The sequence below is a fragment of the Bacteroides faecis MAJ27 genome, from assembly GCF_900106755.1.
Classification (GTDB): domain Bacteria; phylum Bacteroidota; class Bacteroidia; order Bacteroidales; family Bacteroidaceae; genus Bacteroides; species Bacteroides faecis.
Genome location: NZ_FNNN01000005.1, coordinates 38,910 through 55,467, shown reverse-complemented (window position 1 = coordinate 55,467; position 16,558 = coordinate 38,910). Strand labels below are relative to the sequence as shown.

The 16,558-nt window shown below is 44.3% G+C and carries 13 protein-coding genes; 8 read left to right on the top strand and 5 right to left on the bottom strand.

Annotation, left to right across the window (positions count from 1 at the left end; translation table 11 throughout):
- Window positions 1-2: 2 nt before the first annotated feature.
- Genes BLW31_RS05850 through BLW31_RS05830 form a run of 5 tightly spaced genes read right to left on the bottom strand, consistent with a single transcriptional unit; the run spans window position 3 to window position 7,285 of the window.
- The gene (locus tag BLW31_RS05850; protein WP_010538494.1) at window positions 3-803 is read right to left on the bottom strand and encodes a LytR/AlgR family response regulator transcription factor; all 801 of its coding nucleotides are present in this window, start codon (window positions 801-803) and stop codon (window positions 3-5) included.
- Complete coding sequence (locus tag BLW31_RS05845) at window positions 796-1,851, bottom strand: sensor histidine kinase (RefSeq protein ID WP_010538495.1); 1,056 nt, start codon at window positions 1,849-1,851, stop codon at window positions 796-798. The genes BLW31_RS05850 and BLW31_RS05845 overlap by 8 nt, the downstream gene beginning before the upstream one ends.
- Before the next feature lie 16 nt (window positions 1,852-1,867).
- Entirely contained in the window at window positions 1,868-3,172 is a 1,305-nt protein-coding gene (locus BLW31_RS05840; RefSeq protein WP_010538496.1) for a TolC family protein, read from the bottom strand.
- A gap of 2 nt (window positions 3,173-3,174) precedes the next feature.
- Window positions 3,175-6,207: an efflux RND transporter permease subunit gene (locus BLW31_RS05835; RefSeq protein WP_010538497.1), complete on the bottom strand. Its 3,033-nt coding sequence runs from the start codon at window positions 6,205-6,207 to the stop codon at window positions 3,175-3,177.
- A gap of 7 nt (window positions 6,208-6,214) precedes the next feature.
- On the bottom strand, window positions 6,215-7,285 hold the full coding sequence (locus tag BLW31_RS05830; RefSeq protein WP_022301168.1) for an efflux RND transporter periplasmic adaptor subunit: 1,071 nt from the start codon (window positions 7,283-7,285) through the stop codon (window positions 6,215-6,217).
- Window positions 7,286-7,480: 195 nt separating this feature from the next.
- Here BLW31_RS05830 and BLW31_RS05825 point away from each other — a divergent pair, with 195 nt between their 5' ends.
- The 8 genes from BLW31_RS05825 (at window position 7,481) to fucP (ending at window position 16,387) form a co-directional block, all read left to right on the top strand.
- On the top strand, window positions 7,481-8,782 hold the full coding sequence (locus tag BLW31_RS05825; RefSeq protein ID WP_010538499.1) for a Na+/H+ antiporter NhaC family protein: 1,302 nt from the start codon (window positions 7,481-7,483) through the stop codon (window positions 8,780-8,782).
- Between the two features lie 108 nt (window positions 8,783-8,890).
- The gene (locus BLW31_RS05820; protein ID WP_010538500.1) at window positions 8,891-9,445 is read left to right on the top strand and encodes a 30S ribosomal protein S16; all 555 of its coding nucleotides are present in this window, start codon (window positions 8,891-8,893) and stop codon (window positions 9,443-9,445) included.
- Window positions 9,446-9,621: 176 nt separating this feature from the next.
- Complete coding sequence (locus tag BLW31_RS05815; protein ID WP_010538501.1) at window positions 9,622-10,617, top strand: GntR family transcriptional regulator; 996 nt, start codon at window positions 9,622-9,624, stop codon at window positions 10,615-10,617.
- A gap of 69 nt (window positions 10,618-10,686) precedes the next feature.
- Window positions 10,687-12,462, top strand: coding sequence for an L-fucose isomerase (fucI, locus tag BLW31_RS05810; protein WP_010538502.1), 1,776 nt, complete (start codon window positions 10,687-10,689; stop codon window positions 12,460-12,462).
- A 107-nt stretch (window positions 12,463-12,569) separates the two neighbouring features.
- On the top strand, window positions 12,570-13,208 hold the full coding sequence (locus BLW31_RS05805; protein WP_010538503.1) for a class II aldolase/adducin family protein: 639 nt from the start codon (window positions 12,570-12,572) through the stop codon (window positions 13,206-13,208).
- 15 nt (window positions 13,209-13,223) lie between these two features.
- Entirely contained in the window at window positions 13,224-14,654 is a 1,431-nt protein-coding gene (locus BLW31_RS05800; RefSeq protein WP_010538504.1) for a rhamnulokinase, read from the top strand.
- 7 nt (window positions 14,655-14,661) lie between these two features.
- The gene (locus tag BLW31_RS05795; RefSeq protein WP_010538505.1) at window positions 14,662-15,054 is read left to right on the top strand and encodes an L-rhamnose mutarotase; all 393 of its coding nucleotides are present in this window, start codon (window positions 14,662-14,664) and stop codon (window positions 15,052-15,054) included.
- Between the two features lie 16 nt (window positions 15,055-15,070).
- On the top strand, window positions 15,071-16,387 hold the full coding sequence (gene fucP, locus BLW31_RS05790) for an L-fucose:H+ symporter permease (protein ID WP_010538506.1): 1,317 nt from the start codon (window positions 15,071-15,073) through the stop codon (window positions 16,385-16,387).
- The last annotated feature ends 171 nt before the right edge of the window (window positions 16,388-16,558 follow it).

The following is a 16,558-nucleotide window of genomic DNA, read 5'->3' as shown; positions in this document are numbered from 1 at the left end:
GACTAATAATTCAGCCACATCCTGAATGAAGCCATTTTGTCTTTGCTCACCACGATCTTATCTTTGAAAGGTGGTTGCACATGAACAATCGCTTTTCCCAAGAAGTAGGATTCAATACGCTGAATGGCATCAATACAGACCAATGTCTGACGGTTCGTTCGGAAAAAGTGATCCGGGTCAAGTTGTTCGCTCAATCGGTCTAATGCCAGATCAATTAGATACTCACGGTTCTTATGAGTCACGGCAAAGGTGAGCTTATTCTCTGAGTAGAAGTAGGCGATATCACTCACTTGCAAAGTAAAAAGCTTCTCACCACCGGAAATCAGGAAACGGGTACGATACTTTTTCTGTGCTGAAGAAGAAGCTTCCTGTACAACAGAAAGTTGCTGCAATATTTCCAGCATCCGGCTTTCATGGTTGAAATCATGAATATAATTCTTTGTCAACCCTTCAAAACGAAGAATAGTCTGCATCAAACGGTCCTCATGGATTGGCTTTAAGAGATAGTCAATACTATTCACAGAGAAAGCACGTACGGCATATTCATCATAAGCTGTAGTAAATACAATCATGCTCTCCGGGTGCGCTTGTTCTATAAAAAGGAAGGAATTACCATCCGTCAGCTGAATATCCAGAAAGAGAATATCCGGATGAGGATGTTGTCCGAACCATTCTACCGCCTCTTCAATGTTACCGGGCAACAACTGAACTTCCCAATCGGGACGAAGAGACAATAATGTATCCTTAAGCAGACGGGCTGCCGGAATCTCATCTTCTATGATGGCTGCTTTTATTTTATTCATAGAGCAAAGGTATTTTTACGGTAAACTTCTGTAAAGTGTTTTCTACTACTATATCACGATTGCACAACAATCTATACCGGGCAGCAAGATTCTTCAATCCGGTCCCTGAAATTGTTGCTGATTTTTTAGCCTGCATCCGGTTACTGACTACCAGTTCCCTTTCCTTTTCCAGATAAAACAGTTCAATAGTCATTGGTTTCCCCATATGAATCACATTATGTTTTATTACATTCTCCGCCAGTAACTGAATCGTAAGCGGGGGAAGTTGAGCTTCCAGACAGGCTTTCGGAATACGGTTATCTATATGGATGCAATCCCCTAACCGTACCCGATGCAAAAAGATATAAGAGTTCAGAAATTCCAGTTCTTCCCTCAATGTTGTCAGTCGTTGATTCTGGCACTGAAGAATATAACGGTACACATCGGAAAGATGCTGGGTAAACAACTCCGCATTTGCCGGATTGTATCGAATTTCCGAAATTAATGTATTCAGGCTATTGAATAGGAAATGAGGATTCAATTGGTTCTGAAGAGCCGTATATCGTGCCGTATTATTCTCTTTCTGCAAGGCAGCCGCTTCTTGCTGCAACTTCAATGTATTCCGCATGGAACGATTAACCAACAGCAATCCTAAAATGACAAGCTCTACTAGCCATACAGTAATAAGAATCCGCCATCCTCCGTTGGGAAACGTAAACGGATGGGAAGCTCCTGCCAATAATTTGGCAGTTACCATCAAACCGTAGTTCAGCAAAAAAAACATCCCCATTACGACCATATAGACCGAGACCAGCTTCCAACACCGATACAGATTCAGCGCATACTGATTGTCGATCCATGAACTTAATCTGATAGTGGTATATCCCAGCACATTAAAAGCCAATATAAAAAATCCCAGTGTACTGACTGAATGTAATATATCAGCAACCCGATCAGAGAAGGTTGCATAATTGATCAGTAACAGGAAAGAGAATATACCCAACCCTGAAAACAGCACTACATATAATAAGGTGTTCAACTTTACATTCATATAGTCGGCTCTTTTCATACAAAGTTAGCGCTTTTTATCGACAATCATATCCGTGAAGAGCTTTTATTAACTCCGAATAGTGTCCTTGTGCCGCAGCTTTGGCCTGCACATAATTCACCTGCGATGTCTGCCGATAGGTTTGCGCATCAATCACCTCCACCACTGAAACCTTTCCTTCATTATAACGTTCTATGGCTTTCGCTTCATTTTCTTCTGCTTTGGCCAATGAACTTTCACTTAAACGGACCCGCTCAATGGCTTGTGACAATGCTTTACGTGCCACGCCTATTTCCAGTTCCACCTGATCCATCACTTTATTCAAATTATCTTCTGCCATACCTATCCGAAAAGAAGAAGCACGTTTCTCACTTTTACGCTTTCCCCACTCGAAAATGGGTACGGAGACTTTAGCATAAACAGCATAATTAGGGTCCAGATCTTTCTTGAAATTATATCCGGGAGAAGAGTAACTTCCGTCTATACCCACATAAAACTGAGGTTTGAACTGCGAATCATTCAACTTCTTTGTACTCTCGGCCATACGAATCCGGTCATAAGCTATTTGGATCTCAGGACGTGTCATGCCGGCAGACAGCCACGTAGAATCTTCGACCACCACCATCGGTATCTGCGAATCCAGCTCCGTATGATGTTCCAGCTGAACACCAATCATAGAATTCAATGCCATGCGCCCTGTTTCAAAATTACTTTGTGCCTGAAGCAACTGATATTCCGCCTCATTCAACTTTACTTCCGCCATCAGTAAATCTTGCGGATCAACAAGCCCTACCTCCACCCTTTCTTTGATTGTCTGAACCAAAGCTGCTATAGAGTTACGAAAATCTTCGGCAACAGACACAATCTCCTGCCGGGCTACGGCACTCCAATATTGAATATCCGTCTGATAACAAACGGCGTCATTCAAAGCCCTTGCCTGATTGGCAGCCAATGATTGCTGATGCTGTGCCATGCGAATGGATTCCAGCACGCGTCCGCCCGTATAGACCGGTTGCACGATAGACAGAGAGCCGCCATAGTTTAGCTGCCTCCCTTCTACAGTTCTCGATAATCCCAAAGAAGGGACGTCCAAAGTCAGTTCCAGCGGATTCTCTGTATACTGAAAATTAGCTGCTCCGGAAAGTTTCGGTTTCAAATCTGCCCGGGCTGATTTTTCCACTTCCACACTGGCGGCTATGTTCTTTTCTGCCGCCTTCAAGTCGTGATTGTAATCCAGTGCCATCGTCCGGTATTTCTCAAGCAAAGGACTCTGTTGGGCAAAAGCAGATAAAGGTCCCAGAGCAAAGCCGCAAAACAACAAGCTATATATTCTTATTTTCATCTTTATTTTCCTTTTACTTTATAAAACATTGAATATAATGCAGGGGTGACAAACAAGGTCAGTCCCGTAGCAAACGTCAGTCCGAAAATAATAGTAGCAGCCATTCCGCCGAAAGCAACATCGAACAATAACGGAACCATACCGAGGATGGTAGTAGTAGCTGCCATCAATACCGGACGAGTTCGGGAAACCGTAGCCTCAACAATAGATGTATACAGATCAATTCCGGTCCGGTGCTGCACATTTATTTCATCAATCAGTACAATCACATTTTTAATTATCATCCCAAGCAACCCCAACCAGCCGGCTATCGGGAAGAACCCAAAATCGAAACCAGTCAAAAGCATCCCCACCGCAATGCCTATCAAAGACAAAGGCAGGACACAAAGAATAATAACCGGGTCACGGAAATTACCGAACAGACAAACTAAAATAACAACCAATGCAAGAAATGCCAGCGGGAAATATTTGGCAATAGCCTGCATCGCCTCCCCCTGATCCTTATACTGGGCATCCCAAAAGAAAGTATATCCTTCGGGAAGTCGGATATTCTCTATTTCTTTCCGGATTTCTCCGTGTACTTCCGCCATCGTATGCCCCGGTTTCACGCCGCACATTGCAGCCATTGACAACTGACGGTTATAGGTTCTCACCTGTGGAAATTCCCATGTCGTCTCTACCCGCTCCGTTACCTGCGAAAGCGGAGCCGACCTTTCTCCATTCCATATGGAGAAGTCTCCTAAAGAATTAGCGTCCGTTATATCCACATTACCCGATTTCAAAAGAACGGGAACTTTCTTTTCATTATCCCGATAGACACCGACAGGCAAACCATCATTAATTGACTTCACCGACTCCATCATCGAAGCTTTTGTAATCCCCAATGCTCCGGCTTTCATCGGATCATACACCGGACGAATTATCATCGACATATTTCCCCATTCATTCCGGGCATCCGCAACCTTGGGATTTCGCCTCATCACCTCAACAGCCTGTCCCACCAGCGAATCGAGTACGGCAGGGTCCGGCCCGAGAAAACGGGCTTCAATCACCGCCTCCGTCAATGGACTCAACTCGAATTTATTTACTTTAATCAACGGCTCCGGATACTTCAACGAAATAGAATCCTGCAAACGGGCATGCAACTGACGGGAAAGTTTCGAAGTCTTGCATTTCACCAGAATCTGTGCATAGTTGGATTGAGGCCCAAAGGAGACGTTTGACAGATAATAACGCGGCGGAGTGCGCCCTACATAAGTCGAGACCATTTCCGTTTCTTCCTGTCCACGGATATACGCCGCCATATCCATCACCATCTTATCTGTTTCTTCAATCCGTGTCCCTTCGGGCAGCCACATATCCAATGTAAAATACTGCTTATCCAAAGCAGGGACAAAGACCTTCGGAATAAACTTGAAACTCCATGCCGACAACACCAGCATAACGACCATACATCCAATCGTCGCATACCGGTGACGAATCACCCATCTTAATGCAGAACGGAATTTATCATAATACTTGCCTGCAAAAAGAGCCGCCTTAAGTTCGTCGGGTCTCGGCCGACGGACAAACTCCTGTATAAAGAACGGAGTCTGTGTCAGCGCAAAGACCCAACTGAACATCAGCGAAACGCCGATAACTACAACTAAGGATGACAATAACTCGCCGGTAATATGCGGCGAATAATAAATAGGCAAGAAGGTCAGAATCGCAATCACTGTTGCCGCCAACAGGGGCAATGAGGTCGAAGAACAAGCGCGTAATATAGCTACCCGTTTACGCATCCCCCGCTGCATATTGACCAAGGCCGAATCAGAAACCACAATAGCGTTATCTACCAGCATTCCCATGGCAATGATAATGGCGGCAAGTGACATACGCTGCAATGCAATTCCTTGCGAAAACATCACAATCAACGTAGCAAAAATAGAAAACACCAATCCGCTGCCAATCAGAATGCCATTCTTGAACCCTATGAAGAACAACAGAATAGCTACTACTGTCACAACAGATATGATCAGATTCAGGATAAATCCTTGATTGGCTACCGCCGATTCATAACCCTGGTCATAAATCGTCTGCAACTCAAACCCTTCGGACATTGTTTCTGTAAAACGGTCAATCACCAGTTTCACCGCCTCTGCCATATCGACCACGTTCCCTGTAGGAATTGTAGAAATAGCAATCCCCACAGCAGGCTGACCGTTAATCCGCATTTTATTGCTTGGAGGTGTCTGATAGCTCTCCTGAACCTCCGCAATATCAGCCAACCGGAAATGTTCACCTGTACGTGATACGATAGTCATATTCCGAATATCATCCAGAGAATAAAAATTTCCGGTAGACTCAATCCGTATCCTGTTTACACCGGCATCAATTCCTCCGGCATCCACCACTCTATTCTGCGCATCGAAAGCACGCGAAATATCCGCAGTCGTAATTCCGCTCCGTGCCATAACGGAGGGATTAAGAATAACATCAATCGTTGGAGACTGTACGCCGTAAATCTCGACTTTTGCCACATCTTTCACTCTGAGCAGCTCATTCTTGATAAGCTTCGCCTGATTTTCCAGTTCCCGGTAAGAATATCCTTCCCCCGTCAGACCATAGAAAACACCCAGCACATCCCCAAAATCATCATTTACCACGGAAGGACCTGCTCCTGCAGGAAGTTTCGACTGCACATCATTGACTTTCCGACGAAGTTTATCCCACAATTGCTGCATCTCGTCTGCCCGGATTTCCTTCTTCACATAAACAGTTATTTTAGATAATCCTGCCCGATTCTCAGTCTTCAGATAGTACAACTCTCCTAATGACTGTATCGATTCCTCCAATACATCCGTCACCTGAGACTGCACTTCGGAAGGAGAAGCACCCGGATAAGGAGTCATCACCAATGCTTGCTTGATAGTAAACGGGGCATCTTCCAGTTTTCCCATTTTGACATAAGAAAACAATCCTCCTCCCAACACTAATACCAGCAGCAGAATAGTCACCGACTTCTTCTGCAAGAAATATTTCACCAATTTCATCTTCTATTTACTTTTGAGCAGTAACCGGTTTGTTTTCTTTCTGAGAAATGATATCCACAGGCATCCCGTCCGAAAGAAAACGTAATTTACTCACAGCTACCTGATCTCCTGCCTGCAGTCCACCCTTCACTTCCACTCTTCCATTCGGAAGTAATTCACCTAAAACGACTTTTTTCTTCCACACTTTCCCTGTCGCATGATCCACCATCCAGACATAATCTCCTTCAGTGGGACGATGATTAAGAGCCGTTTGCGGAACAGTCACCATGGGGACAGATGACAAGGAAGGAAGATCCAGCAACATTTTCCCTGAGATACCGGCAGGCCATTCCCCTTGTTTATTGGGCAACAATGCCGTCATAAGGAAAGAAAGGTTATTGCGCGTCGTACTCTTCGAAATCTCTATCACTTTTGCCGGATATACGACTTCGGGACGAACATCAAAACGAATTCCTACTTCCTTGATCTCCTTCGCTTGAAATGCGATTTCCTGAGTCACATACGCTTCTATCTTCAACTGAGTGATATCGATAAAAGAGACGACAGACTGAGTTGCTTTCACATCCTGATATTTTTCAATATATACTTCCCCTATATATCCGTCAAAAGGGGCGATCAGCCGTGTATCTTCGAGTTCATTGACGGCTGTTTCATAAGCCGTTCTGGCAGAAGTATAGTCTGCATGCGCTTTTTCATAGGCACTGGCAGATAAGTTGTTTTTCTCATACAACACTTTGATTCGCTCGAATTCCGCCTTTGCCTGATGATAAATAGCTTCGGCACGTTCCTTACGAATACGAAAATCACGAGAATCAATTTCAGCTATAATATCTCCCCGGTGATAGAAGTTACCTGCATACACTTCAAAACGGTCAATCGGTCCGCCCACCCGAAAAGAGAGTTCAGTCTCCTTGAACGGCTTGGAAATGAATGAAAATTCACGCTCTGCAGAAGGAACATGAATTGCCGCTTCCGCCACTTTTACCCGTACAGGCTCGTTCGTTTTCTTCTCTCCTTTACCACACGACGTGAGCAGGCAGAGACAAAAAACACATAATGAAAATTTAGTCGTTGTCATTCTATTCTACATTAGTTACGTTGTCAACGGCACGAAAGTAACGGAAAGAGGAAAAAAGAGAAGGAATTTAATTTCTGAAGCGGAAAAAGAAAGAGCCCAAACGGAAAAAGAAAAGATGAAAAATTGAGCCTTTTATCCTACTTATGTGTTTCCTTACTATCTTTGCAGTTCGAATATATACCATAATATCAATTTATGACAGAAGAAAAAATACATAAAGAACGTCATGGTAGCTGGTGGGCACTGAGTCCGTTACTCGTATTTCTTTGCCTCTACCTGGTTACTTCCATTCTTGTTAATGACTTTTATAAAGTACCTATCACCGTTGCTTTCCTCGTCTCTTCCTGCTACGCAATTGCCATTACACGGGGATTGAAGCTCGAACAGCGAATTTACCAGTTCTCAGTAGGAGCCGCCAACAAGAATATCCTCCTGATGATATGGATTTTCATTCTTGCCGGAGCTTTTGCACAAAGCGCCAAGCAGATGGGAGCCATTGATGCAACCGTCAATCTGACACTGCACATCCTCCCTGACAATTTACTATTGGCGGGTATATTCATAGCCGCCTGTTTCATCTCATTATCCATCGGCACGAGTGTAGGCACGATTGTAGCCCTTACCCCTGTTGCTGTAGGTCTGGCCGAAAAGACTGAAATAGCCCTTCCATTCATGGTAGCAGTCGTTGTCGGAGGTTCTTTCTTCGGAGATAACCTGTCATTTATATCCGACACGACCATCGCCTCTACCAAAACACAGGAATGTGTGATGCGCGATAAGTTTCGGGTCAATTCCATGATTGTGGTTCCGGCAGCAATTATCGTGCTGGGAATCTATATTTTCCAAGGGTTATCCATCACTGCACCCACACAAGTACAAACGATCGAATGGGTCAAAGTGATACCTTATATTATAGTACTGGGAACAGCCATTGCCGGAATGAACGTGATGCTGGTATTAATCATAGGTATCCTGACAAGCGGTATCATCGGTATAGTTACCGGAAATTTTGATGTATTCGATTGGTTTGGAGCAATGGGAACGGGTATCACAGGTATGGGAGAATTGATTATTATCACCTTGCTGGCAGGTGGTATGCTCGAAACGATCCGTTATAATGGCGGTATCGATTTTATCATCAAAAAGCTGACCCGCCACGTCAACGGAAAACGTGGTGCGGAACTGAGCATTGCCGCTCTGGTCAGCATCGCTAATCTATGTACCGCCAACAATACAATTGCCATCATCACAACAGGACCTATTGCCAAGGATATCGCACAGAAATTCCACCTCGACCGTAGAAAGACCGCCAGCATCCTTGATACTTTCTCCTGTCTGATACAAGGTATTATACCCTACGGAGCACAAATGCTGATTGCCGCAGGATTAGCCAACATCTCTCCTATCAGTATCATCGGTAATCTCTATTACCCGTTCACCATGGGAGCCTGTGCCTTGCTCGCCATCCTGTTCCGATATCCGAGGAGGTATTCGTAAGAAAAAAAAAGGAAATATTTGTCAATCAAAAGAAAAACTGTATCTTTGCACCCGCTATTACGAGTTAGTAGCATAATTCAAATCATTAATTAAAAACAATTATTAAAAATGGCAACTAGAATCAGATTGCAGAGACACGGACGTAAAAGTTACGCGTTTTATTCAATTGTAATTGCAGACAGCAGAGCACCACGTGATGGTAAATTTATTGAGAAGATTGGTACTTACAACCCGAACCCCAATCCTGCTACAGTAGATTTGAATTTCGACGCTGCATTGGCATGGGTACTGAAAGGTGCACAGCCAAGTGACACTGTACGTAATATCCTTTCTCGTGAAGGTGTTTACATGAAGAAACATCTTTTGGGCGGTGTTGCAAAAGGCGCATTCGGAGAAGCAGAAGCAGAAGCTAAATTCGAAGCTTGGAAGAATAACAAACAGTCAGGTCTGGCTGCTTTGAAAGCTAAACAAAACGAAGAAAAGAAAGCGGAAGCTAAAGCACGTCTGGAAGCAGAAAAGAAGATCAACGAAGTGAAAGCAAAAGCACTCGCTGAAAAGAAAGCTGCTGAAGCTGCTGAAAAAGCTGCTGCTGAAGCACCTGCAGAAGAAGCAACTGAGGCTCCGGCTGAAGAAGCTCCTGCAACAGAAGCTGCTGCTGAATAAATTTCGGCAGGTTCCTAACAAGAAATTTGGAAAAAGCTATAAATCCTCTTCGGTTCGCCGAAGGGGATTTTTTTTATTTCCTGCTATAGAACATATAAAATTAGTTCTCGACTTATGAATTAATTTCCTTTCTTTGCAGCAGCATAGCTCAGCACAGTCATTTATCTTATAACAGTATGAGACGAACTGGTAAAAAGAAAACATTTGGTCAACAGTCCAGTAAGGTTACGCAATTGGCGGACACACTTAGTCAGGCTATTTCCATGAAAGAATTTCGTGAAGGAGATTCTTTGCCTTCCATCAATCAGTTAAGTGCACAATACGAAGTATCCCGTGATACGGTCTTCAAAGCCTTTCTCGATCTTCGCGAACGCGGATTGATCGACTCTACTCCGGGAAAAGGATATTATGTAACCAGTCAGGTAACCAACATCCTGCTCCTGCTTGACCAATATACTCCTTTCAAAGAAGCCCTATACAATAGTTTCGTTAAACATCTGCCTATTAATTACAAGGTAGACTTGCTGTTTCATCAATACAATGAACGGCTTTTCAATACCATTATCCGCGAATCTATAGGAAAATACAATAAATACATAGTGATGAATTTCGATAACGAGAAATTCAGTACAGTTCTCAATAAAATCCATCCTACAAGATTACTGCTCCTTGACTTCGGCAAATTCGAGAAAGAAAAGTACTCTTATATTTGCCAGGACTTTGATGAAGCTTTCTATCAGGCATTACTTATGCTGAAGGAAAGATTGCGGCATTATCCTCAACTTGTTCTGTTATTCTCTAAAAACCTGAAACATCCTCAGAGCAGTAAAGAGTATTTTACCCGTTTCTGCGAGGAACAAGGATTTTTATGTGAAATACAGGAAGATATTGATAACCTGACCGTACGTAAAGGAGTGGCCTATATAGCCATTAAACAACAGGATGTGGTGAAGGTTGTAAAACAAGGAAGACTGGAAGGACTGAAATGCGGAAAAGATTTCGGTCTGCTGGCATACAATGATATTCCTTCTTACGAAGTGATTGACGAAGGAATCACTTCATTGAGCATTGATTGGGAAATGATGGGAAATGAGGCGGCAAATTTTGTTCTGAACAATGTACCGATACAAAAATACCTGCCTACAGAAGTAAGACTCCGAAACTCCCTATGATTTTTTTTGCCACATAACCAGCACAGCTCAGCACAGATATTAACCACTAAATAAAAAAATTAAGAAACCATGAAAAAGTATCCGAAAATCGGGATTCGTCCCACTATCGACGGTCGCCAGGGCGGCGTTCGCGAAAGTCTTGAAGAAAAGACAATGAACCTTGCCAAAGCAGTAGCTGAGTTAATCGGCAATAACCTGAAAAACGGTGACGGCACTCCTGTGGAATGTGTAATTGCCGACAGCACCATCGGTCGTGTAGCCGAAAGCGCTGCTTGTGCGGAAAAGTTTGAAAGAGAAGGTGTAGGGTCTACTATTACTGTCACTTCCTGCTGGTGCTATGGTGCGGAAACAATGGATATGAATCCACATTACCCGAAAGCAGTATGGGGCTTCAACGGAACCGAACGTCCGGGAGCTGTATACCTTGCAGCCGTATTGGCGGGACACGCGCAAAAAGGACTTCCTGCATTCGGTATCTACGGACGTGATGTACAAGACCTCGACGATAACACAATTCCGGAAGACGTAGCAGAAAAAATTCTTCGTTTTGCACGTGCAGCACAGGCAGTAGCCACTATGAGAGGTAAGTCTTACCTTTCAATGGGCAGCGTCTCTATGGGCATCGCCGGCTCTATCGTTAATCCTGATTTCTTCCAGGAATATCTGGGAATGCGCAATGAGTCAATAGACCTGACAGAAATCATCCGCCGCATGGAAGAAGGTATTTATGACCACGAAGAATACGCCAAAGCAATGGCATGGACTGAAAAGTACTGTAAAGTAAACGAAGGTGAGGACTTCAAGAACCGTCCGGAAAAACGTAAAAACCGTGAACAAAAGAATGCAGACTGGGAATTTGTTGTGAAGATGATGATTATCATGCGCGACCTGATGACCGGAAACCCGAAACTGAAAGAAATGGGATTCAAGGAAGAAGCTCTGGGACACAATGCCATCGCTGCCGGCTTCCAGGGACAACGCCAATGGACAGACTTCTATCCTAACGGTGACTATCCGGAAGCATTGCTCAACACCTCTTTCGACTGGAACGGCATCCGCGAAGCATTTGTAGTAGCTACCGAAAACGATGCCTGCAACGGTGTGGCCATGCTATTCGGACATTTACTGACCAACCGTGCACAAATATTCTCCGATGTACGTACTTATTGGAGTCCTGAAGCCGTAAAACGTGTAACCGGTAAAGAGTTGACCGGCTTAGCTGCAAACGGTATCATCCACTTGATCAACTCGGGAGCAACAACCCTCGACGGTTCCGGCCAGTCATTAGACGCAGAAGGAAATCCTGTCATGAAAGAACCATGGAACCTGACAGATGCAGATGTAGAAAACTGCCTCAAAGCAACGACATGGTATCCGGCGGACCGCGACTACTTCCGTGGCGGCGGCTTCTCATCCAACTTCCTTTCAAAAGGTGGAATGCCTGTCACTATGATGCGCCTGAACCTGATTAAAGGCTTAGGTCCTGTCCTGCAAATCGCAGAAGGATGGACCGTTGAAATCGATCCGGAAATCCACCAGAAGCTGAATATGCGTACTGACCCGACATGGCCTACTACCTGGTTCGTTCCCCGTCTGTGCGACAAAGCTGCTTTCAAAGATGTATATTCTGTAATGAACAACTGGGGAGCTAATCATGGCGCTATCAGCTACGGTCACATCGGACAAGACCTGATTACCCTTGCCTCTATGCTTCGCATCCCTGTTTGCATGCACAATGTAGATGAGAACGAAATTTTCCGCCCGGCTGCATGGAACGCATTCGGCATGGATAAAGAAGGAGCAGACTACAGAGCCTGCACAACTTACGGACCTATCTACAAATAAACAAGAAACCTTCGTCCTATATAAATTAAAAATTTAACTTTGCCGCATAGAAGTGGAAGCTGCCTGAAAAACAAGCTTCCACCCTATACGGCTTAAATAAAAACACTATGATAACTAACGAACACATCGAACTGTTTCTTGCACAGGCACACCGCTACGGAGATGCAAAATTAATGCTCTGCAGCAGCGGAAATCTTTCCTGGAGAATCGGAGAAGAAGCACTGATTTCGGGTACAGGTTCATGGGTCCCTACCCTTGCCAAAGAAAAAGTATCTATCTGCAATATTGCCAGCGGTATGCCTGCTAATGGTGTAAAGCCGTCTATGGAAAGTACTTTTCACCTCGGCGTCCTTCGCGAACGACCGGATGTAAATGTAGTACTCCATTTTCAGTCGGAATATGCTACTGCCATTTCCTGCATGAAAAACAAACCGACGAATTTTAATGTAACAGCAGAGATCCCCTGTCATGTAGGCTCTGAAATCCCTGTAATTCCTTACTATCGACCGGGATCTCCTGAATTGGCGAAAGCGGTAGTAGAGGCTATGCTGAATCATAATTCCGTCCTGCTGACCAATCATGGACAAGTAGTATGCGGAAAAGACTTTGACCAAGTGTACGAACGGGCTACTTTCTTTGAAATGGCCTGCCGCATCATAGTTCAGTCCGGCGGCGATTACTCCGTACTGACACCGGAAGAAATAGAAGACCTGGAAATATACGTATTAGGAAAGAAAACCAAATAAGTATCTGGGAATACCATGGAAGATACCACAAGAAACACATATTTAGCAGTAGACTTTGGAGGAGGCAGCGGACGTGTTATCGCCGGCTCCCTTCTTCAGGGAAAACTGGAATTAGAAGAAGTCCACCGCTTTACCAACCGGCAAGTCAAACTCGGAAATCATGTTTACTGGGATTTTCCGGCCTTGTTCGAGGATATGAAAACCGGATTGAAACTCGCTGCACAGAAAGGATACCGTGTCAAAGGAATCGGTATCGATACTTGGGGAGTAGACTTCGGCCTGATTGACAAAAAAGGAAATTTGCTGGGCAACCCTGTCTGCTATCGGGATGCCCGGACAGACGGAATGCCCGCTAAAGCATTCCAAATACTGGATATACAAAAGCACTACGCCTGCACAGGAATACAAGTAATGCCCATCAATACGCTATTCCAACTCTACAGCATGCAACAGAGTCAAGATGTACAATTGGAAGTTGCCCACCAACTGCTGTTCATGCCTGATCTTTTCAGTTATTACCTGACAGGAGTGGCTAATAATGAATATTGCATAGCCTCCACCTCCGAATTGCTCGACGCACGCCAACGAAACTGGTCGATGGACACTATTCGTGCTTTGGGACTCCCCGAACATTTATTCGGAGAAATTATTCTACCGGGAACCATCAGAGGAACACTAAAAGAAGATATAGCCCGTGAAACCGGATTAGGCTCCGTCGATATTATTGCAGTTGGCTCACATGACACTGCCAGTGCCGTTGCTGCCGTCCCCGCAATGAAAGGACAAGTAGCCTTTCTTAGCTCCGGCACATGGTCATTGCTGGGAGTCGAAGTGGATGAACCCATATTAACGGAAGAAGCAAGACTCGCTCAGTTTACCAATGAAGGAGGGGTAGGCGGACATATCCGATTCCTGCAAAACATTACCGGGCTATGGATTCTGCAGCGTCTGATGAGCGAATGGAAAATGTGTGGAGAAGAACAAAATTATGATACGATTCTTCCGCAAGCCGCCGAAGCAGAAATCGACACCATTATTCCTGTAGACGATGCAGCCTTCATGAACCCTGAAAATATGGAAACAGCTCTTTTGAATTACTGTCGGGCTCATTCCCTGGAAGTTCCCCAAAACAAGGCAGAAACGGTAAAATGTGTACTCCAGTCACTAGCCTTCAAATATCGGGAAGCAGTAGAACAACTTAACCGTTGTCTCCCCTCCCCGATTCACCGGCTAAACATCATCGGAGGAGGATCACAAAATAAACTGCTCAACCAACTCACAGCCAACGCACTCGGTATCCCTGTTTATGCAGGACCTATAGAAGCTACTGCTATGGGCAACATTCTGACTCAGGCAATGGCCAAAGGAGAAATATCCAGTCTCCGGGAAATCAGAGAAATTGTAAGCCGCAGCGTTACACCGCAAGTATATTACCCTGAAAAATAAGAAATATATGGAAACACCTCAAACTGGTTATCAAGTAAAAACCTACAACGTCCCTGTCAAGCGATATTGCCAGACTCTTGATTTACGGGATTCTCCGGAACTAATTGCCGAGTACCGGAAAAGACATAGTCAGGCAGAAGCATGGCCCGAAATCCTTGCGGGAATCCGCGAAGTAGGTATCCTTGAGATGGAAATCTACATTCTGGGCACCCGTCTGTTTATGATCGTCGAAACTCCTGCAGACTTTGACTGGGACACAGCTATGACACGCCTGAACACCCTCCCCCGACAACAGGAATGGGAAGAATACATGTCTATCTTCCAGCAGGCTGCTCCGGGAATGAGTTCGGCTGAGAAATGGAAACCAATGGAGAGAATGTTCCATCTATATAATACCTAAAATAACAAAAATAACCATGAAACACACCAAGCAGTCTATCATCTCAAAAGACGGTGTCAGCTATCTTATTCCATTTATACTTATTACATCCTGCTTTGCACTATGGGGATTTGCGAATGACATTACCAATCCGATGGTAAAAGCATTCTCCAAAATTTTCAGGATGAGTGCAACCGATGGAGCACTGGTTCAGGTAGCTTTCTACGGCGGATACTTTGCCATGGCTTTTCCTGCTGCCATGTTCATCCGTAAATATTCTTATAAAGCCGGTGTATTACTGGGACTTGGGCTATATGCTTTCGGAGCCTTCTTGTTCTTTCCCGCCAAAATGACGGGAGAATATTATCCGTTTCTGATCGCTTACTTTATTCTGACCTGTGGACTTTCCTTTCTGGAAACCAGTTGCAATCCATACATTCTTTCTATGGGAACGGAAGAAACTGCCACAAGGCGTCTGAATCTGGCCCAGTCTTTCAACCCAATGGGATCATTACTCGGTATGTTTGTAGCCATGCAATTTATTCAGGCAAAACTCCACCCGATGGGAACCGACGAACGTGCCTTACTCAATGAAAGCGAATTTCAGGCTATCAAAGAAAGTGACCTTGCCGTCTTGATTGCTCCCTATCTCACTATCGGAATAGTTATTCTGGCCATGTTGCTACTGATACGATTCGTCAAAATGCCAAAGAACGGAGATCAGAATCACAAAATAGACTTTTTCCCGACACTAAAACGTATCTTTACCCTGACACGTTATCGCGAAGGAGTGATTGCCCAGTTCTTCTATGTAGGTGTACAGATTATGTGCTGGACATTCATCATTCAATACGGAACCCGCCTGTTTATGTCACCGGAATATGGTATGGACGAAAAAAGTGCAGAAGTACTGTCACAGCAGTACAACATCATAGCAATGGTTATCTTCTGTATCAGCCGATTTATCTGTACCTTTATCCTGCGTTATCTTAATGCCGGAAAATTACTGATGATCCTTGCCATCTTCGGAGGTATCTTTACATTGGGAACTATCTTCCTGCAGAATATCTTCGGACTGTACTGTCTGGTAGCCGTTTCCGCATGCATGTCACTGATGTTCCCCACTATATACGGAATTGCCCTGAAAGGTATGGGAGACGATGCCAAATTTGGAGCGGCAGGTCTTATTATGGCAATCCTGGGAGGCTCGGTACTACCTCCGTTACAGGCAAGTATCATTGATATGAAAGAAATTGGCTCTATGCCGGCTGTCAATGTTTCATTCATTTTGCCGTTCATTTGTTTCCTTGTAATCATCGGTTATGGCTATCGAACCGTGAAAAGAAACTGGTAGAAAAAGGACTTTAAGATGGTGACACTATCCTGCTACGATGGTGTCACCATCCCACTCATATAGTGACACCATCCCGACCGGATAGTGTCACTATCTTTTTTCTTTTTTTATAAACTATTCCTTTTTTCTTCGTATCTTAATTTAATTTGTTTACATTTGTCTTTCGATTTT